Here is a 17,128-nt window from a genome sequence, read left to right as displayed (position 1 = left end):
ACCTACGGGCCTGCGTACGCCACCGAGGACACGCCGACCGACCCCGGGGCCGCGCAGGAGCAGTGGTGGGCGGGGCTCGCGACGATGCTCGAACAGCTCGACGCCATCGAGGCGACCGCCCGGCCCGCGGGGGAGCCGGCCCTGCGCCGGTACCTCAGCCTGGACGGCGCGCCGATCTTCTCCATGAGCTCGCTGGCGCTGGTCACCGAGGGGATCGAGCGGGCCGCGGGCCTGGGGTTCACCGACGTGGTGGTCCACTGGCCCCGCGCCGAGGGCGTCTACGCGGGCAGCGAGAAGGTGCTCGAGGGCCTGGTGGAGCACCTGCCGAGGCTGCAGGCGCTCTGAGCCGTCGCCGCTCCGGCGCGTGCGTGCTCCGTCGTCGGGGACGCCGTCGCGGCTAGTGGGCCTGGCGGGCCTGCCAGGCGCTGGTGACCATGTCGAGCAGGGTGTGGCGCATACGCCAGTCGAGGTCGCGCGCCGCCAGCTCGCCGGAGGCGACGATCCGCGCGGGGTCGCCCGGACGGCGGGGGGCGGTCTCGGGCTCGAAGGGGATGCCGGTGCCCTCGGCCATCGCGGTCATGATCTCCCGGACCGAGACGCCGTCGCCGGAGCCGAGGTTGTAGACCTGCTCGAGCGTGCGGCCGGCGGCGAGGGCCTGGGCGGCGGCGACGTGCGAGTCCGCCAGGTCCGCCACATGGATGTAGTCGCGGACGCAGGTGCCGTCGGGCGTCGCGTAGTCGGTGCCGTTGATGCGCGGGGTCCGGCCCTCGGCCAGCGCGTCGAGCACCAGCGGGAAGAGGTTGTGCGGGCTGGTGTCGTAGAGGTCCGGGGTGGCCGAGCCGACGACGTTGAAGTAGCGCAGCGACGTGTGCCGCAGGCCGACGGCCGTGCCCTGGTCGCGCAGCAGCCACTCGCCGATGAGCTTGGACTCGCCGTAGGGCGACTCCGGGGTGGTCGCGGTGGTCTCGGTGACCAGGTCGACGTCCGGGGTGCCGTAGACGGCGGCCGACGACGAGAACACGATCGCGTCGACGCCCTGGGACGCCATGGCCTCGAGCAGGTGCGCGGTGCCGGTGACGTTCTGGTCGTACGTGTGCAGGGGGCGGTCGACGGAGACGCCGGCGTACTTGAACCCCGCCAGGTGGACCACGCCGACCACGCCGTGCTGCGACAGCGTGTCCGCCACCAGGTCGGCGTCGAGGATCGAGCCCTCGACCAGCGGGACGTCGTCGGGGACGAAGCCGCGGTGCCCGCTGGAGAGGTCGTCGAGGACCACCGTCTCCAGGCCGACCTGCCCGAACGCCCGCACCACGTGCGACCCGATGTACCCGGCACCCCCGGTGACCAGCCATGTCATGCGCCCGAGCGTACCGACCGCGCCGGGTGGGGGCCGATCGCGTCCGCCGCGGACGAGATCGGCGCGAGGTGCATCCGCGGAGGGCACTCGGACCGAAGGGTGCGCGACGGGTGTGCGGCAGGGCCCGCGGATGCGTTCTGCGGAATGCTCAGTATGCTGAGCAATCCCTGCGAGCGACAGGTTTCCGGGCGAGCGACAGGAGGGCTCATGCAGGGAGAGTCGCCGGTCACGGTCCGGCACGAGCCGGCCGAGGTCCTGGCAGCCGAGCAGGCCGACCTCGCGCAGGCGGTCGAGCGCGCGATGGCCACGACGGCCGAGGTGCTGCAGGAGTTCGTCGACGCCCGGGTCCGCGTGGCTGCGGGTCGATCCGACGTCGCGGCGCGGCTGTGGACCGACCTGGCGGGCGTCGTCGGCGGCAAGCTCCTGCGTCCCCGGCTGGCGGTCGCGGCCTACCTCGGGCTGGGTGGCTCCGAGCCCGCGGCGATCGCGCCCGTCGCGGCGGCGATCGAGGTGCTGCACACCGCGATGCTCGTGCACGACGACCTGCTGGACCACGACGAGGTCCGGCGGGGGCAGCCGAACGTCGCCGGCGCGGCCCGGGCGAGGCTGGCCGGGCGGGGTCTCGACGAGCGCTCCGTGGCCGACCAGGTGCTCGCCGCCGGGCTGCTGGCGGGCGACCTGGCCATCGCGTCCGCGTTCTCGCTGGTGGTCGGAGCCCCGGCGGACCCCGCCGCGCTGCTGCGCGTGATGGGGCTGTTGGCCGAGGGGATCGAGACGACCGTCGTCGGCGAGCTGCTGGACGTCACCGCATCGCTGCGCCCGCCCCGCGAGGTCGACGCGCTCGCGGTGGCCGAGCTGAAGACGGCGGCGTACTCGGGCCGCCTGCCCCTGATGGCCGGCGCGGTCATGGCGGGCGTGGACGACGGGCGGACCGTGCGCCTCGGCGCGGTCGGCTCGGCGCTCGGGGTCGCGTTCCAGCTGATCGACGACGAGCTCGGGGTGTTCGGGGACCCGGTGCTGACCGGCAAGTCGGTGCTGTCGGACCTGCGCGAGGGCAAGCGCACCGAGCTGCTGCGCCGGGCGTACGCGTCGGCCGACGCGGCGGGGTGCGCCGTGCTCGACGCGCACGTCGGCCGGGCGGACCTCGACGAGGACGGCGCCGCGGCGGTGCGCGCGGTGATGGTCTCGTCCGGCGCGCTCGACCAGGTGCGCGAGCTCACGCGCCGGACCGGGCTGCGGGCGCGCGACCTGGCGCTGAGCGGGCTGCCGGAACCCCTGGGGGGCTACCTTGTGGGCGTGGTCGACGATCTGGTCGGACGGGGCCACTGAGTGCTGGGGGAACGGATGTCGGACGTGCGATCGGCCCGCGACAGGGCGCTCCGCCTCTACGACGACACCGCGGCGCGCACGAGCGCCGGCGTGCTCGCCGCGTACTCCACGTCGTTCGGGCTGGGCACGCGCCTGCTCGGACGCCAGGCGCAGCGGGACATCCGTGCGATCTACGCGCTCGTGCGGCTGGCCGACGAGGTGGTGGACACCTATCGCGGCGACGACGCCGGCGCCGAGCTGGACGACCTCGAGGAGCAGACGGCGCGTGCGCTGCGCTCCGGCTACTCGACCAACCTGGTGGTGCACGCGTTCGCCCGGACCGCGCGGCGCGTGGGGATCAGCGCGTCCGAGACGGCGCCCTTCTTCTCCTCGATGCGCACCGACCTCACGGTGCACGAGCACGACCGCGCCAGCTACGAGGCCTACGTCTTCGGGTCCGCCGAGGTGGTGGGGCTCATGTGCGTCCGGGCCTTCCTCAACGAGGACCGGCGACCCGACGAGCCCGTCCGCGAGCCCGACGAGACGCAGGTGGCCGGCGCGCGGGCGCTCGGGGCGGCGTTCCAGAAGATCAACTTCCTGCGCGACCTCGGCGCCGACACCGAGGAGCTGGGTCGCACGTACTTCCCGGGCACCACACCGGGCCGGCTCGACGAGGCGCACCTGCACACGATCCTCGGCGAGATCAACGCCGACGTGGCGGTGGCACGGGCGTCGGTCCCGAGCCTGCCGCGGCGGGCCAGGTACGCGGTCGCGGCGACCCTGGCGCTCTACCAGCGGCTGCTCGACGAGATCGCGAGCCGGCCCCCGGAGTCGCTGATGGTCGGGCGCGTGCGGCTGCCCACCCCGGTCAAGCTGCTGGTGGTGGGCGGGTCCGTGCTGGCGGAGGCTCGGGCGGGCCGCGCGGTCGACGCATGAACCGGCCGGGTCCCGGGCGCGTCGTCGTCATCGGCGGCGGCATCGCCGGCCTGACCACGGCCGCCCTGCTGGCCCGCGGCGGCGCGCTGGTCACGCTGCTCGAGCGGCACGACCAGGTGGGCGGGCGGGCCGGGACGCTGAGCATCGACGGGTTCCGGTTCGACACCGGGCCGTCGTGGTACTTCATGCCCGAGGTGTTCGAGCACGCGTTCGCGCTGCTGGGCGAGCGGGTCGAGGACCACGTCGAGCTCGAGCGCCTGGACCCGGCCTACCGGCTGTTCCCCGAGGGCGGCGACCCGTTCGACGTCGTGGCGGACCCCGAGACCAACTGGGCGACGTTCGACGCGCGGGAGCCCGGCGCCGGGGACGCCATCCGGCAGTACGCCGCGGCATCGACCCAGGCCTACCGCACGGCGCTCGACTCGTTCCTCTACACGACCTTCGCGCGCCCGGACCGGTTGCTGTCGGCGGACGTCGTCCGGCAGACGGGGACCCTGGCGGGGCTGCTCACGGGGACGCTCGCCGACAAGGTCGCGTCGACGGTCACCGACCCCGTCCTCCGGCAGGTGCTCGGATACCACGCGGTGTTCCTCGGGTCGTCGCCCTACCGGGTCCCGGCGCTGTACTCGCTGATGAGCCACCTCGACCTGGTCGACGGCGTACGTTTCCCGCGCGGCGGGATGTACACGGTGATCGAGGCGCTCGAGCGGCTCGCCCGCAAGGAGGGCGTCGAGATCCGGACGGGGGCCGACGTGGCCTCGATCGAGGTCGTCGAGGCGTCGCCGTCGCTGCGGCATCCGCGCAGGTCAGGAGCGGCCCGCGGGGTCCGGTTGGCCGACGGGACGCTGGTGCCCGCCGACGTCGTGGTGTCCGCGGCGGACCGGCAGCACACGGAGTCGGCGCTGCTGGGCCCGCACCGCGACCTGCCCGACGAGTGGTGGGACCGGCGGGGGCCGGGGATCTCGGCGCTGCTGGTCATGGCGGGCGTCCGGGGCGAGCTGCCGGAGCTGGCGCACCACTCGCTGTTCTTCACGCGCGACTGGCCGGCGAACTTCGAGGACATCCTCGGCACCGGCCGGTCGACACCGCCGGACGGACTGCGGGTGCCCGAGGTCGCGTCGATGTACGTCTCGCGGACCACGGCGAGCGACCCCACGGCGGCGCCGGCCGGGCACGAGAACCTGTTCGTCCTCGTCCCCTTCCCCGCCGACCCGTCGCTGGCGGGCGACGACCTCGAGCGGCACGCCGACAGGTACCTGGACCAGGTGGGCGCCTGGGCCGGCATCCCCGGCCTGCGCGACCGCGTGGTGACCCGGCGGGTCGTCGGCCCGGCGGACTTCGCGCGCGACTTCTCGGCGTGGCGGGGCTCGGCGCTCGGCATGGAGCACACGCTGCGGCAGAGCGCGATGTTCCGCCCGGGCGACGTGTCCGCGCGCGTCCCCAACGTCCTGCACGCCGGGGGTGGCACCATCCCGGGTGTGGGACTGCCGATGTGCCTGATCAGCGCCGAGCTGGTGGTGAAGCGGATGCTGGGGGAGACGTCGTCGCACCCCCTGCCCGCGCCGCTGCGCCCCGGGTTCCTGGCGGCCGCGCGGCCTCGCGGGGTGTGGGGCGAAGCCGTCGGATGAGCGTCCTGTACCTCGGCGCCCTGCTGCTGTCCCTGGGCGGGCTGGCCCTGCTGGACCGGCGGTTCCACCTCGCGTTCTGGGCCGACGCCCGCCGGGCCGCCCTGACCGTCGGGATCGGCGTGGTCGGGTTCCTGGCGTGGGACGGCCTCGGGCTGGTGCTCGGCATCTTCGCGCGCGGTGACTCCCCGCACATGACCGGCCTGCTGCTGGCCCCCGAGCTGCCGGTGGAGGAGGCGTTCTTCCTCGCGCTGCTCTGCTACACGGCCCTGCTGGCGTGGCGGTGGTTCGACAAGAGCGCGGCGCTGCGCGAGGAGGGCCGTCGGGCGATCGCGGCCCGGGGCGACGACGGTGACGAGCCGTGACCAACATCGTGTTGAACGTGATCGTGCTGGCGCTGCTCGGCGCGGTGTCGTGGCCCGTGCTGCGCACCATGCGGCCGTCGCCGCTGCTGGTCACGACCCTGATCCTGTGCGTGCTCACCACCGTGTTCGACACCCTGATGATCCGCGTGGGCCTCTACGTGTTCGACCCCGACAAGATCCTCGGCTGGTACATCTGGGGCGCCCCGCTCGAGGACTTCGCCTACGCGATCGCTGCCGCGGTGGGGATGCCGGTGCTGTGGGTCGCGCTCGGCCGCCGGTCCCGGAAGGCCGACGCGTGAGGGAGGTCCTCGCGGCCTCGCGCCCGTTCAGCTGGATCAACACCGCGTACCCGTTCGCCGCGGGCTACCTGCTGGCCACCGGCGGGCGGATCGATGCGACGTCGGTCGTCGGCACCCTGTTCTTCCTGGTCCCCTACAACCTGCTGATGTACGGCATCAACGACGTGTTCGACTACGCCTCCGACCTGCGCAACCCCCGCAAGGGCGGGATCGAGGGTGGTCTGGTGGAGCCGGCGCGGGCCGCGCAGGTGCACCGGCGGATCCTGTGGGCGTGCGTCGTCTCGACGGTGCCGTTCGTCGTGTACCTGCTGCTCGTGGGCGACGTGGCCGCCGACCTGACGCTCGCGCTGGTCCTGTTCCTCGTCGTCGCGTACTCGGCGCCCGTGCTCCGGTTCAAGGAGCGCCCGGTGCTGGACTCGCTGACCTCGGCGATGCACTTCGTCGGGCCCCTGCTCTACGCGCTGGTGCTCGTGGGGGCGGACCTGGGCGCGTCGACCACCTGGCCGGTGCTCGTCGCGTTCGTGCTCTGGGGCATGGCGTCGCACGCGTTCGGTGCCGTGCAGGACGTGCGCGCCGACCGGGAGGGTGGCATCGCGTCGGTGGCCACCGCGCTCGGGGCGCACCCGACGGTCGTCGCGTCCACCGTCCTGTACGTGCTGGCGGCGGCCGTGCTGCTCGTGGTCCCGTGGCCCGGGTCGCTCGCGGCCGTGCTGCCCGTGCCCTACGCGATCAGCACCGCCCAGTTCTGGTCCGTGCGCGACGAGGACTGCGAGCGCGCCAACGCCGGCTGGCGACGGTTCCTGTGGCTCAACCTGGTGACCGGCTTCCTGGTGACGATGCTGCTGATCGTCATCGCTCGGAACGGCTGACCGGTCCGGGGGTGAGCGGTGCCGCCGCGGGGGTGTCGGCATCGTTACAGTCCCCACCATGGCGAACGCGAGCACCCTCGACTGGACCGTGTTCGTGCTGGTGGTGGGCCTGCGCCTGGTGGTCCCGCTGTTCATCCCGAGGTTCCCGCTGCCCGCGATCCTGGCCGCGCTGGTCATCGACGGCGTGGACAAGTCGATCTTCGCGGCGTTCACGGGCCTGTCGCTCGACAACTACCAGTCGTACGACAAGGCGCTCGACATCTACTACCTGACGATCGCCTACCTCGCGGTGCTGCGGAACTGGCGCAACCCGTTCTCCGTGGGCGTCGCCGCGTTCCTCTGGTACTACCGGCTCGTGGGGGTGCTCGCGTTCGAGATCACCGGCGCGCGCTGGCTGCTCATGGTCTTCCCCAACACCTTCGAGTACTTCGTGATCGCGCTCGAGGTGGTCCGCACCCGGTGGGACGCCGGCCGGCTGACCAAGGCGGCGGTGCTGTGGACCGCGGGGCTCATCTGGGTGGTGATCAAGCTGCCGCAGGAGTGGTGGATCCACGTCGCGCAGCTGGACTTCACCGACGAGTTCAGCAAGCTCGTCGACGAGCGGCCGTGGGTGTGGGGCGTGCTGGCGGTCGTCGCCGTCGTGCTCGTCGTGGTCGGCCGGCGCCTTGCCCCGCGACTGCCGCCGGCGCAGTGGCCGTTCACGGTGGACGCCGACGTGGTCGCGGCCCACCTCGGCTGGGTCCCGCGGCGGCCCGTCGCCGCGGCGCCGAGGGATGCGCGGCACCTCGTCGAGAAGGTCGTCCTGGCCGGGCTGGTCACGCTGATCATGTTCGAGTCGTACCCCCGCATCGAGGGCCGGCTCTGGGTGGTGGCGCTCGTCGTCACGGCGACCGTGCTGGTGCACGCGGCGCTGGCCCTGCCGCGACGGCGTTCGCTGGGCGTGCAGGTCGTGGTCAACACGCTGATCAGCGTGGTCGCGATGCTCGTGTTCGCCGCCTTCGCGACCGGGCAGCGCGCGGCGGTCTCGGTGGGCGACGTGCTGCTGTTCGCGTACCTGGTGGCCCTGATCGTGACCCTGTACGACCGCTACGCGGCGAGACGCGAGGCCTGCGTCTGATCACGACGTCGCGCCGCGGCCCCCAGCGCCGCCAGCGCGATCGTCAGCGCCAGCAGCGCCTCCAGGGAGATCGCCACCGCGAACCACGGGGACTGGTACGCGTGCGGCGCCCGTTGGCCGAGCGACCCCTGCATCGCGACCGTGTAGCTGCCGCCGCCCTCCCAGCGCCACCAGACCCAGCCCAGCAGCGCCGCCGGCACGACGGACAGCACCGCGAACCGCGCGCCGCGCCACACCACCAGGACCGCGACCGCGACGACGAGCACGACGGCGGTCAGGCGGACGACGGCGACCCCGGGCGGCACCTTCGCCGCCACCATGAAGACCCCCGTGGAGCTCGTCGTGTGCTGCGGCGGGGCCCACAGCGGGATCGTCGCGACCACCGAGAGCACGGCGAGCGTGCGGACGAGGCGCGCGCGAACGGGCTGGTCAGGGGGCATGCCGACCACGCTAGGCCGGTCCGTCGACCCCCGGGGAGGGCCGAAGGCCGCTGTCACCCGTGCGTGCGCCGGGTACCCACGTCTGCCGCAGCGGCGAACCGTGTCGACGTCACCCGTGTGCGCGCAGGTTGCGCCACTCCTCCCGGCGGGCGGCCTGCTCGACAGGGTTGGGCACCGGCAGCGAGGCCAGCAGGCGCTGGGTGTAGGGGTGCTTCGGCGCTCCGAGCACCTCGTCGCCCGTGCCCTCCTCGACCAGCACGCCGCGGTGCAGGACCGCGATGCGGTGGGCCAGCAGGTCGACGACGGCCAGGTCGTGGCTGATGAACAGGCACGCGAAGCCCAGCTCGGCCTGCAGGCGGGCGAACAGGTCGAGCACCCGGGCCTGCACGGACACGTCGAGGGCGGAGGTCGGCTCGTCGGCGATGAGCAGCTCCGGTCCCAGGATGAGCGCGCGGGCGAGGCTGGCGCGCTGCCGCTGGCCGCCGGAGAGCTCGTGCGGGAACCGGTCGCCGAACGCCTTGGGCAGCTGCACGGCCTCCATGAGCTCGTCGACCCGCGGCCGCGCCTCCTGCGGGTTGGGCGCGAGGCCGTGCACCACCATCGGCTCGGCGACGCACTGGGCGATGGTCAGCAGCGGGTTGAAGCTCGTGGCCGGGTCCTGGAAGACGAACCCGATGCGCTTGCGGACCGGCTTGAAGGTCTTCTCCTTGACGCCCAGCATCTCGACGCCGTGGACCTTGAGCGATCCGCTGCTGACCGGGGTCAGACCCGCGATCGCGCGGCCGATGGTCGTCTTGCCGCTGCCCGACTCGCCCACCAGCCCCAGCACCTCGCCGGGCCGGATGACCAGGTCGACGCCGTCGACGGCCGTGAACGCGGGCTGCCGCAGCCGGCCCGGGTAGACGATCCGCAGGTCCGTCGCCTCGACCACCGGGGTGGCCGACTCGTCGACGGTCATGGCCTCGAGCTCGTCGGCCACGCGCACCCGGTCGCGCAGCCGCCGGCCGCCGACCCGCGGGACCGCGTCGAGCAGCTTGCGCGTGTAGGGGTGCTGCGGCGACGTGAACAGCGTGTGCACGTCCGCCTGCTCGACGATCTCGCCGTTGTACATGACCGCGACCCGGTCGGCGAGGTCGGCCACGACGCCCATGTTGTGCGTGATGAGCACGATCGCCGAGCCGAACTCCTGGGGGAGCCGGCGCAGCAGGTCGAGGATCTCCGCCTGCACCGTGACGTCGAGGGCGGTGGTCGGCTCGTCGGCGATGATCAGGCCCGGGTCGAGCACCAGCGCCTGCGCGATGACGATGCGCTGCTTCTGGCCGCCCGAGAACTGGTGCGGGTAGTGGTCGACGCGGTGCTCGGGGTCCGGGATGCCGACCAGGCGCAGCACCTCGATGGCCTGCTCGCGGGCGTCGGCCTTGGACAGGCGCCGGTGGGCGCGGATGCCCTCGGCGATCTGCCAGCCCACCGGGAACACCGGGTTCAGCGCGGTGGACGGCTCCTGGAACACCATCGCGGCGTCGCGTCCCCGGACCTGGCGCAGGTCGTCGGGGTTCATCGTGATGACGTCGTGCGTGGCCGAGCCGTCCTTGCGCGTGAGCAGGACGGCGCCGCTGGTCAGCGCGGTCTCCGGGAGCAGGCCCAGGATCGAGCGCGCGGTGACGGTCTTGCCGGAGCCCGACTCGCCGACGATCGCGAGCACCTCCCCGGCCGCGATCTGCAGCGAGACGCCCTCGACCGCGCGGACCGTGCCGGAGTCGGTCGCGAAGGAGACGTGCAGGTCCTTGATGTCGACGACGTTGGTCATCCCCGCTCCTTCGGCTCGTCGTACAGGTCGGACGGTGCCTCGAGCTCGTCGATGGTCCCGAAGTCGTCGTCGGCAGCCCCACCGGGGACGGCGACGACGGGGCTGACGGAGCCCGCGGCCTTGGCCCGACGGCGGGTGCGCAGACGCGGGTCCGCGAGGTCGTTCAGCGACTCGCCGACGAGCGTCACGCCGAGCACCGTGAGCACGATCGCGACGCCCGGGGGCACCGCGGTCCACCAGATGCCGCTGGTCACGTCGGAGAGCGACTTGGACAGGTCGTAGCCCCAGTCGGCCGCCGCCGTGGGCTCGATGCCGAAGCCGAGGAAGCCCAGGCCCGCCAGCGTGAGCACCGCCTCGGAGCAGTTGAGCGTGAGGATCAGCGGCAGGGTCCGCGTGGAGTTGCGCAGCACGTGGCGACCCATGATCCGCACGTGCCCGGAGCCGATCACGCGGGCGGACTCGACGAACGCCTCGGCCTTGACCCGCACCACCTCGGCGCGGATCACGCGGAAGTACTGCGGGATCATCACGACGCTCAGCGAGATGGCGGCCGCCATCACACCGCCCCACATCGACGACTGGCCGCCGCTGATGACGATGGCGACGACGATGGCGAGCAGCAGGGAGGGGAACGCGAACAGCGCGTCGGCGATCACGACGAGCACACGGTCGATCCAGCCGCCGAAGTATCCCGACGTCAGGCCGAGGAGGACCCCGGCGAAGATCGAGAGCAGCACGGCCATGATGATGACGAGGAAGGCCGGGCGGGCACCCCAGATGGTCCGCGAGAGCACGTCGTACCCGCCGACCGTGGTGCCCAGCAGGTGCTCGGCGGACGGCGGCTGCTGCGAGCCGAAGTTCACGCCGTCGGCGGACAGCTGCGAGTAGCCGTAGGGCGCCAGCAGCGGGGCGAACGCGGCGGTGAAGACGAAGATCGCGACGAGCACGAGGCCGACCAGCAGCATGGTGCGCTGCAGGCCGACGCTCGTGCGGACCTGGTGCACCACGGGCAGGCGCTTCCAGAGGGACACGTGCTCAGGAGCCGCCGGAGCGGCCAGCACGGCTTCGGGGTCGATGACGGTCATCAGTACTTGATCCTCGGGTCGACGAGTGCGGCGATGACGTCGACGATGAAGTTCGTCAGCGCCACCACCACGGCGAGCAGCACCACCAGGCCCTGGACGGCGACGAAGTCGCGCGCCAGCAGGAACTGGACCAGCTGGAAGCCGAGGCCCTTCCACTCGAACGTGGTCTCGGTGAGCACCGCGCCGCTGAGCAGCAGCGCGATCTGCAGGCCGATCACCGTGATGATCGGGACGAGCGCGGGCCGCCACGCGTGCTGGCGCAGCAGCCGGCGCTCGTTGACGCCGCGCGACCGGGCCGCCTCGACGTAGCCGGTGGACAGGGTGCCGATGACGTTGGTGCGCACGAGACGCAGGAAGATCCCGCCGGTCAGCAGGCCGAGCGTCAGGGCGGGCAGGATCGCGTGCTGCAGCACGTCCCACACCGCCGACGGGTCGCCGGTGCTGATCGCGTCGACGATGTACAGGCCGGTCCCCGCGCCGTTGCGCTGGATCGCGATCTGCGCGTCCGTCGAGGCGCGGCCGGCGACGGGCAGCCAGCCCAGCCAGACGGAGAAGATGAGCTTGAGCAGGATGCCGGCGAAGAACACGGGCGTCGCGTACGCGATGATCCCGGAGACCCGCAGCGAGGCGTCGACGCCGCGGTCGCGGCGCGCGGCCGCGATCCGGCCCAGCGGGATCCCGACCAGCAGGGCGACGATGAGCGCGTAGAACGCGAGCTCGAGGGTCGCGGCGCCGTAGGTGAGGACCACCTCGGTGACCGGCTTGTTGGTCGAGATCGTGGTGCCGAAGTCGCCGCGGAACAGGTGGCTCAGGTAGTCCCAGTACTGCACGAGGATCGGCCGGTCGTACCCGGCGGCGTGGATCCGCTCCTGCAGCTGGTCGTGCGTGAGCCGCCCGCCCAGGGACGCGGTGATCGGGTCACCGGTCGACCGCATGAGGATGAAGACGGTGGTCACGAGGATGAAGATCGTCGGGAAGATCAGCAGGAACCGGATCAGCAGGTAGCTGCCGAGGTGCCCGCCCCCCGATCTCCTGCTCGTCGCCGCCGGGGTGGCCGGCGCTGCGGGATCGCCGGGCGCGACGCCGGTGGGCGCTCCGGTGGTGGTGGAGGTCATGGTTCCTGCCTGTTGTGGTGCGGACGAGCCGGACGGCCCCGTCCCCGATTGTGCTCGGGAACGGGACCGTCGGCTGGTGGTGCGGGTGTCAGCTCTTCGAGAAGGCCGCGTAACGGACCTTGAACGACGCGTCGAGCGTGTCCTCGGCACCGGAGACGTCCTTGCCGACGACGGCCACCTGCGAACCCTGGAGCAGCGGGACCGTGGACAGGTCCTTCGCCTCGAGGTCCTGGATCTGCTCGATGAGCTTGGTGCGGGCGGCCGGGTCGGTCGTGGTCGCCTGCTGCAGGATCATGTCGTTGACCGTGGGGTTGTCGTAGTGGTTGGCCAGGAAGTTGTCCTTGAGGAAGAACGGCGTGAGGTAGTTGTCCGCGTCCGAGTAGTCGGGGAACCAGCCGAGCTGGTACGCCGGGTACACGTCGGCGGTGCGGTCCTTGGAGTACTGGACCCACTCCGTCGTCTGCAGGTCGACCTTGAACAGGCCGGTCTTCTCCAGCTGCTCCTTGATGAGCGCGTACTCGTCACCCGACGACGGGCCGTAGTGCTCCGTCGCGTACTGCAGGCTGAGCGCGACCGGCGTGGTGACGCCGGCGTCCTCGAGGGTCTTCTTGGCCTTGTCGGCGTCCGGGCCGCCCTGACCGTCGCCGTAGAGGCTCTTCAGGGAGTCGGTGGCGCCCGTCAGACCGTCCGGGACCTGCGAGTACAGGGGCGTGTAGGTGCCCTTGTAGACCTGCTCCGACAGCGGCTTGCGGTCGACCAGGTCGGCCACCGCCTGGCGGACCGCGAGGGCCTTCGCCGGGTCGGCGTCGTCCGTCTTGGTGCCGTACGGCTGCGTGTCGAAGTTGAAGACGATGTAGCGGATCTCGCCGCCGGGTCCGTCGACGACCTTGACCTTGTCGTCCGTGCGGAGGTCCGCGATGTCCGTCGCCGAGAGGCTGCGGAGCGCCACGTCGATGTTGCCCTCCTGGATGTCCAGCTTCAGGTTCGACGCGTCGGCGTAGTACTTGAGGTTGACCTCGTCGGTCTTGGCCGGCGGCAGGATGCCCTTGTAGTCGGGGTTCGCCTTGAACGAGACCAGCGAGTTGAAGTCGTAGCCGGTGATCGTGTACTGCCCGGCGAAGGCGTCGGCGTCGACGATGTCGCTGTCGGGCGTCACCGCGTCGGGGGAGAAGGACTCCTCGTCGACGATCGGGCCCGCGGGGCTGGACAGGATCTGCGGGAAGATCTGGTCGTCCGCCGCCTTGAGGTGGAAGACCACCGTGGTGTCGTCGACGGCCTCGGTGCTGTCCAGGTTGTAGAGCAGCGACGACGGGCCGTTCTCGTCCGCGATCTTCAGCTGGCGGTCGAACGTGAACTTCACGTCGGACGACGTCAGGTCGTGCCCGTTGGCCCACTTGAGGCCCGGCTTGAGCTTGACGGTGTACTCCGTCGGCGCCGTGAACTCGGCCGAGACGGCGATGTCCGGCTCCACGTCGGGGCTGCCGTACGGCGAGTTCAGGAGGAACGGGAAGACCTGGTTCTGCACGGCGAACGAGCCGTTGTCGTACGAGCCTGCCGGGTCGAGGGTGGTGACCTTGTCGGTGGTGCCGATGGTCAGCGAGCCCCCGGCGGCCGAGGTGCTGCCGCCGTCGCCCCCGTCGTCGTTGTTGTTGCCCGAGCACGCGGTCAGCACGAAGGCCGTCGCTGCGATTCCCGCGGTCGCCGCGATGATGCGGCGACGAGATGGTGCGAGGGAGGACATGCGCTACCTCTTCTGTCAGGGCCGCGGGCGCGCAGGTAAGCGCCCGCCGGCTGGGATTCTCAGTGGGCTATGGGTAGCACACAGATGTTGCAAGCATCACGAGGGTCTTACCAGTAAGTAACATCCACATCTCGGGATGGTCACGATCGGTCGGAGATTTCCCGGGGGACGCCGTCCTCGTCGAGGTTCTCGGGCTCGGGCGAGCGCACGCCGAGCAGCCGCGCGGCCGCCGGGCCGGTGGCGCCGTAGACGATCGCGGTGGCCAGCACCACGCCGAACACGACCGGCACCAGCTGCGGGAACGGCTTGCCCGCCTGCTCGAACTGGAGCGTGAACACGCTCGCGGTCGACACGGCCACGATGCCGCGCGGCGCCATCCAGCCGACCATCAGGCGCTCGTTGCGGGTCAGCACCGAGCGGCCCGTCGCCAGGCCCGCCGCGAGCGGGCGCAGCGCGACGACGAGGAGCGCGACGAGGACGAGGGTCAGCGGGAGGTAGTGCAGCAGCGCGTCGAGGTCGACCCGGGCGGCGAGCACGATGAACAGCGATCCGATGAGCAGCAGACCGACGTGGCTGCCGAACTCGTGGAGCGCGTCCAGGCGGACCCACGGCTGGTTGGCGAGCGTGATGCCCAGCATCGTCGTCGCCCAGAGCCCGGACTCCTCGTGCACGGCCTCCGCGGCGGCGAACGCGGTCAGCGCCATCGCGACGCCGAGCGCGACGTGGGTGGCTGCCGGCGCCCGGCCGAACCGGATGATCAGCAGGAACAGCACCGCGGCGGCCAGCCCGGTGGCGATCCCCGTGAGCGCCGTCCGGCCCAGGCCCGGCCCGTCGTTGTGCAGGGCCAGGTGCATCATGCTGAGCGCCACGGTCGCGCCGATGGGGTCGATGAAGATGCCCTCGAACGCGAGCACCGACTCCAGCGGCTGCTTCGGCCGGACCACGGCGAGCAGGGGCCCGACGACGGTCGGCCCTGAGACGATGAGGATCGCGCCGATGACGGCCGCCCTGCCGAACGGCAGGCCGAACACCCAGTGCGTGAGCAGGGTGGCGCCGACGCCGGTGGTGATCGCGCCGACGGTGACCAGCCCGAGCACCGGCCGGCGCGCGCCGCCGTGCAGCCGCGAGAGGTCGAGCTTGAGCGACTCCTCGAACAGCAGCAGGCCGACCGCCATCGACACCAGCGGGAACAGCGCGTCGCCCAGGATCGCGTCCGGGTCGACCCAGCCCAGCACCGGTCCCACCAGCAGGCCGAGCCCCAGCAGCAGGATGATCGACGGGATGCGCGTGGCCTTGCCCAGGATCTGGCCGAGGACGCCGAACAGGACGATCGCCGCGATGCCGGCGGTGAACCCGAGCTCCATGCGAGCCATTGTGTCGGTCCGTGAGCACTTTCAGCCGTCGAGATACGCTCCCGGCACCCGACCGGGAGGAGCGCCCGTGCCCACCGACGACCAGCCACCGCCTCGACCGCGCCGCGCCATGACGGTCTGGCAGGGGGCGGGGCTCGTGCTCGCCGTCGTCCTCGGGATCAGCGGCCTGGCCGTGGTGGCCGTCGGCGTCCTGTTCGTGGTGGGCATGAACCAGTGGGCGAGCAACAAGTGAGGGGCGACCTGCGAGCCCACGTGCGACTCGTGGTGCTGATGGCGCGCCCGGCGCTGGTGCTGCTGGCCGGCAGCTACGCCGCCATCGGTCTGGCGCAGCACGGCGCGGCCGACGACGCGTGGCGCACGCTCGGCGTCCTGGTCGTGGTGATCGGCTACCTGCTCGCGTCCGTCGTCCTGAACGACCTCGCCGACGTCGCCGTCGACCGGATCAACCTGGCGGGCGACCGGTCGCGGCCGCTCACCACCGGGAGCACGCCGCGCGAGCTGGTGCTCGTCGCCGTCACCGGCGGTGTCCTGGCGCTGGCGTGCGCGGTGGCGTTGGGCTGGCCGGTCGTCCTCGTGCTGGTCGCCGGGCTGCTGGTGGCAGCCGCGTACTCGGTGCCGCCGCTGAGCTTCTCCAAGCGCGGGGTGGTGGCGTCCCTGGTGCTGCCGCTCTGCATCGTCGGTGTGCCGTACCTGGTGGGGCTGCTCGCGGCGGAGGCGCGGCTGAGACCCGCTGACGTCGCGCTGCTCGGTGGGCTGTATGTCGCGATCATCGGCCGCCTGCTGCTCAAGGACTTCCGCGACGTGCGGGGCGACACCCTGCTGGGCAAGCGGACGTTCCTGGTCCGGTACGGCCGACGGGTCACCTGCTGGACCAGCGCCGTGCTGTGCGTGCTCGGCGGCGCGGTGCTGATGCTCGCCGTGCCGGACCGGAGCGCCGCGCTCGTCGCGGTCTACGCCGGCGGGCTGGCCGTGGTGGTCTGGTTGCTGGCGCGGCTGGCGTCGAGCACCGGACCCCGCCGGGACACGGTGCTGGTGGCGGCCGTCGCGATCATCGGCCGCGGGCTCCTCATGGTGCTGCTGGCGCACCTGGCGATGCGGCCGCTCGGCTGGACGCTGCTGCAGCAGGCTCTGGTCGTGCTCGCCCTCGGGGTGCTCACGGTCGGGCTGGCCTCGGACATGCTCCGATACGGACCCCGGGTGCGCGGCACGGCTCCCGTGCTGGACCGGTCCCGCGTGGGCTGAGCCTCAGAGCTCGCGGCGCATGACCACCCGGGGGCGGCCGCCGCTGTGCCCGGTGGTCGGCGCGGCGCGGGCGAACCCCGCGGACTCGAAGAGGCGGCTGGTGCCGACGTAGCCCGAGATGACGTCCACCCGGTCGCTGGTGCCGATCTCGATCGGGTAGCCCTCGACGACCTCCGCACCGCTCGCTCGGGCGTGGGCGACAGCACCCTCCAGCAGCTCGTGCATGAGGCCCTGGTGGCGGAACCGGGGCCGGACCACGAAGCAGACGACGCTCCACGCGTCGCGCTCGTCGACGAACGGGATCGTGCGCGAGCGCATGAGCCGCCGGTAGGTGCTGCGCGGCGCGACGGAGCACCAGCCGGCCACCTCGCCGTCGACGTAGGCCAGCACGCCCGGGCCCGGCTCGTGCGCGCACTCGTCGCGCATGTACTGCCCGCGCTCCTCCGACG

Annotated in this window: 17 protein-coding genes and 1 pseudogene; 10 read left to right on the top strand and 8 right to left on the bottom strand. The window is 72.3% G+C overall.

What is annotated here, in order from left to right:
* Positions 1-345: pseudogene (locus ACXJKG_RS10940) on the top strand (LLM class flavin-dependent oxidoreductase); the annotation flags it as partial.
* 52 nt (positions 346-397) lie between these two features.
* Here ACXJKG_RS10940 and galE read toward each other — a convergent pair.
* Positions 398-1,357, bottom strand: coding sequence for a UDP-glucose 4-epimerase GalE (gene galE / locus ACXJKG_RS10935; protein ID WP_456845788.1), 960 nt, complete (start codon positions 1,355-1,357; stop codon positions 398-400).
* A gap of 207 nt (positions 1,358-1,564) precedes the next feature.
* Here galE and ACXJKG_RS10930 point away from each other — a divergent pair, with 207 nt between their 5' ends.
* From ACXJKG_RS10930 to ACXJKG_RS10900, 7 genes are read left to right on the top strand one after another with little or no spacing between them, the layout of a single operon-like run.
* Complete coding sequence (locus tag ACXJKG_RS10930; RefSeq protein ID WP_456845787.1) at positions 1,565-2,686, top strand: polyprenyl synthetase family protein; 1,122 nt, start codon at positions 1,565-1,567, stop codon at positions 2,684-2,686.
* Between the two features lie 15 nt (positions 2,687-2,701).
* Complete coding sequence (locus tag ACXJKG_RS10925; RefSeq protein ID WP_456845786.1) at positions 2,702-3,601, top strand: phytoene/squalene synthase family protein; 900 nt, start codon at positions 2,702-2,704, stop codon at positions 3,599-3,601.
* Complete coding sequence (gene crtI, locus ACXJKG_RS10920) at positions 3,598-5,229, top strand: phytoene desaturase family protein (RefSeq protein ID WP_456845785.1); 1,632 nt, start codon at positions 3,598-3,600, stop codon at positions 5,227-5,229. The genes ACXJKG_RS10925 and crtI overlap by 4 nt, the downstream gene beginning before the upstream one ends.
* The gene (locus tag ACXJKG_RS10915; RefSeq protein ID WP_456845784.1) at positions 5,226-5,591 is read left to right on the top strand and encodes a lycopene cyclase domain-containing protein; all 366 of its coding nucleotides are present in this window, start codon (positions 5,226-5,228) and stop codon (positions 5,589-5,591) included. Before crtI ends, ACXJKG_RS10915 begins: the two co-directional genes overlap by 4 nt.
* Positions 5,588-5,890: a lycopene cyclase domain-containing protein gene (locus tag ACXJKG_RS10910; protein WP_456845783.1), complete on the top strand. Its 303-nt coding sequence runs from the start codon at positions 5,588-5,590 to the stop codon at positions 5,888-5,890. The genes ACXJKG_RS10915 and ACXJKG_RS10910 overlap by 4 nt, the downstream gene beginning before the upstream one ends.
* A complete protein-coding gene (locus tag ACXJKG_RS10905) occupies positions 5,887-6,759 on the top strand; it encodes a prenyltransferase (protein ID WP_456845782.1) in 873 nt (290 codons plus the stop codon). Before ACXJKG_RS10910 ends, ACXJKG_RS10905 begins: the two co-directional genes overlap by 4 nt.
* Before the next feature lie 58 nt (positions 6,760-6,817).
* A complete protein-coding gene (locus ACXJKG_RS10900; RefSeq protein ID WP_456845781.1) occupies positions 6,818-7,876 on the top strand; it encodes a hypothetical protein in 1,059 nt (352 codons plus the stop codon).
* On the opposite strand, the gene ACXJKG_RS10895 is transcribed toward ACXJKG_RS10900, so the two are convergent.
* From ACXJKG_RS10895 to ACXJKG_RS10870, 6 genes are all read right to left on the bottom strand, one after another.
* Positions 7,846-8,316, bottom strand: coding sequence for a hypothetical protein (locus tag ACXJKG_RS10895; RefSeq protein ID WP_456845780.1), 471 nt, complete (start codon positions 8,314-8,316; stop codon positions 7,846-7,848). The two genes, ACXJKG_RS10900 and ACXJKG_RS10895, sit on opposite strands and share 31 nt — an antisense overlap.
* A 109-nt stretch (positions 8,317-8,425) precedes the next feature.
* The gene (locus ACXJKG_RS10890; protein WP_456845779.1) at positions 8,426-10,123 is read right to left on the bottom strand and encodes an ABC transporter ATP-binding protein; all 1,698 of its coding nucleotides are present in this window, start codon (positions 10,121-10,123) and stop codon (positions 8,426-8,428) included.
* A complete protein-coding gene (locus ACXJKG_RS10885) occupies positions 10,120-11,208 on the bottom strand; it encodes an ABC transporter permease (RefSeq protein ID WP_456845778.1) in 1,089 nt (362 codons plus the stop codon). The genes ACXJKG_RS10890 and ACXJKG_RS10885 overlap by 4 nt, the downstream gene beginning before the upstream one ends.
* Entirely contained in the window at positions 11,208-12,323 is a 1,116-nt protein-coding gene (locus ACXJKG_RS10880) for an ABC transporter permease (RefSeq protein WP_456845777.1), read from the bottom strand. Before ACXJKG_RS10880 ends, ACXJKG_RS10885 begins: the two co-directional genes overlap by 1 nt.
* Positions 12,324-12,411: 88 nt before the next feature.
* Complete coding sequence (locus tag ACXJKG_RS10875) at positions 12,412-14,064, bottom strand: ABC transporter substrate-binding protein (protein ID WP_456845776.1); 1,653 nt, start codon at positions 14,062-14,064, stop codon at positions 12,412-12,414.
* Positions 14,065-14,204: 140 nt separating this feature from the next.
* Complete coding sequence (locus ACXJKG_RS10870; RefSeq protein WP_456845775.1) at positions 14,205-15,428, bottom strand: cation:proton antiporter; 1,224 nt, start codon at positions 15,426-15,428, stop codon at positions 14,205-14,207.
* A gap of 76 nt (positions 15,429-15,504) precedes the next feature.
* On the opposite strand from ACXJKG_RS10870, the gene ACXJKG_RS10865 reads away from it, so the two are divergent.
* Positions 15,505-15,669 carry a hypothetical protein gene (locus tag ACXJKG_RS10865; RefSeq protein WP_456845774.1) on the top strand — a complete coding sequence of 55 codons (165 nt, stop codon included), beginning with the start codon at positions 15,505-15,507 and terminating at the stop codon, positions 15,667-15,669.
* Positions 15,670-15,689: 20 nt separating this feature from the next.
* Positions 15,690-16,679 (top strand): UbiA prenyltransferase family protein, encoded by a 990-nt coding sequence (locus tag ACXJKG_RS10860; RefSeq protein WP_456845773.1) that lies wholly within the window; start codon positions 15,690-15,692, stop codon positions 16,677-16,679.
* A 3-nt stretch (positions 16,680-16,682) separates the two neighbouring features.
* On the opposite strand, the gene ACXJKG_RS10855 is transcribed toward ACXJKG_RS10860, so the two are convergent.
* A partial coding sequence (locus ACXJKG_RS10855) for a GNAT family N-acetyltransferase (RefSeq protein ID WP_456845772.1) occupies positions 16,683-17,128 on the bottom strand: 446 nt, incomplete at its 5' end.

It is taken from the genome of Cellulomonas sp. P5_C6 (assembly GCF_054049635.1).
This window is presented reverse-complemented; position numbering and strand designations above follow the sequence as displayed.

Coding starts and splice junctions, on each gene's coding strand:
- galE (WP_456845788.1), bottom strand. CDS start 1,357: ATGACATGGCTGGTCACCGGGGGTGCCGGGTACATCGGGTCGCACGTG.
- ACXJKG_RS10930 (WP_456845787.1), top strand. CDS start 1,565: ATGCAGGGAGAGTCGCCGGTCACGGTCCGGCACGAGCCGGCCGAGGTC.
- ACXJKG_RS10925 (WP_456845786.1), top strand. CDS start 2,702: ATGTCGGACGTGCGATCGGCCCGCGACAGGGCGCTCCGCCTCTACGAC.
- crtI (WP_456845785.1), top strand. CDS start 3,598: ATGAACCGGCCGGGTCCCGGGCGCGTCGTCGTCATCGGCGGCGGCATC.
- ACXJKG_RS10915 (WP_456845784.1), top strand. CDS start 5,226: ATGAGCGTCCTGTACCTCGGCGCCCTGCTGCTGTCCCTGGGCGGGCTG.
- ACXJKG_RS10900 (WP_456845781.1), top strand. CDS start 6,818: ATGGCGAACGCGAGCACCCTCGACTGGACCGTGTTCGTGCTGGTGGTG.
- ACXJKG_RS10895 (WP_456845780.1), bottom strand. CDS start 8,316: ATGCCCCCTGACCAGCCCGTTCGCGCGCGCCTCGTCCGCACGCTCGCC.
- ACXJKG_RS10890 (WP_456845779.1), bottom strand. CDS start 10,123: ATGACCAACGTCGTCGACATCAAGGACCTGCACGTCTCCTTCGCGACC.
- ACXJKG_RS10885 (WP_456845778.1), bottom strand. CDS start 11,208: ATGACCGTCATCGACCCCGAAGCCGTGCTGGCCGCTCCGGCGGCTCCT.
- ACXJKG_RS10880 (WP_456845777.1), bottom strand. CDS start 12,323: ATGACCTCCACCACCACCGGAGCGCCCACCGGCGTCGCGCCCGGCGAT.
- ACXJKG_RS10875 (WP_456845776.1), bottom strand. CDS start 14,064: ATGTCCTCCCTCGCACCATCTCGTCGCCGCATCATCGCGGCGACCGCG.
- ACXJKG_RS10870 (WP_456845775.1), bottom strand. CDS start 15,428: ATGGAGCTCGGGTTCACCGCCGGCATCGCGGCGATCGTCCTGTTCGGC.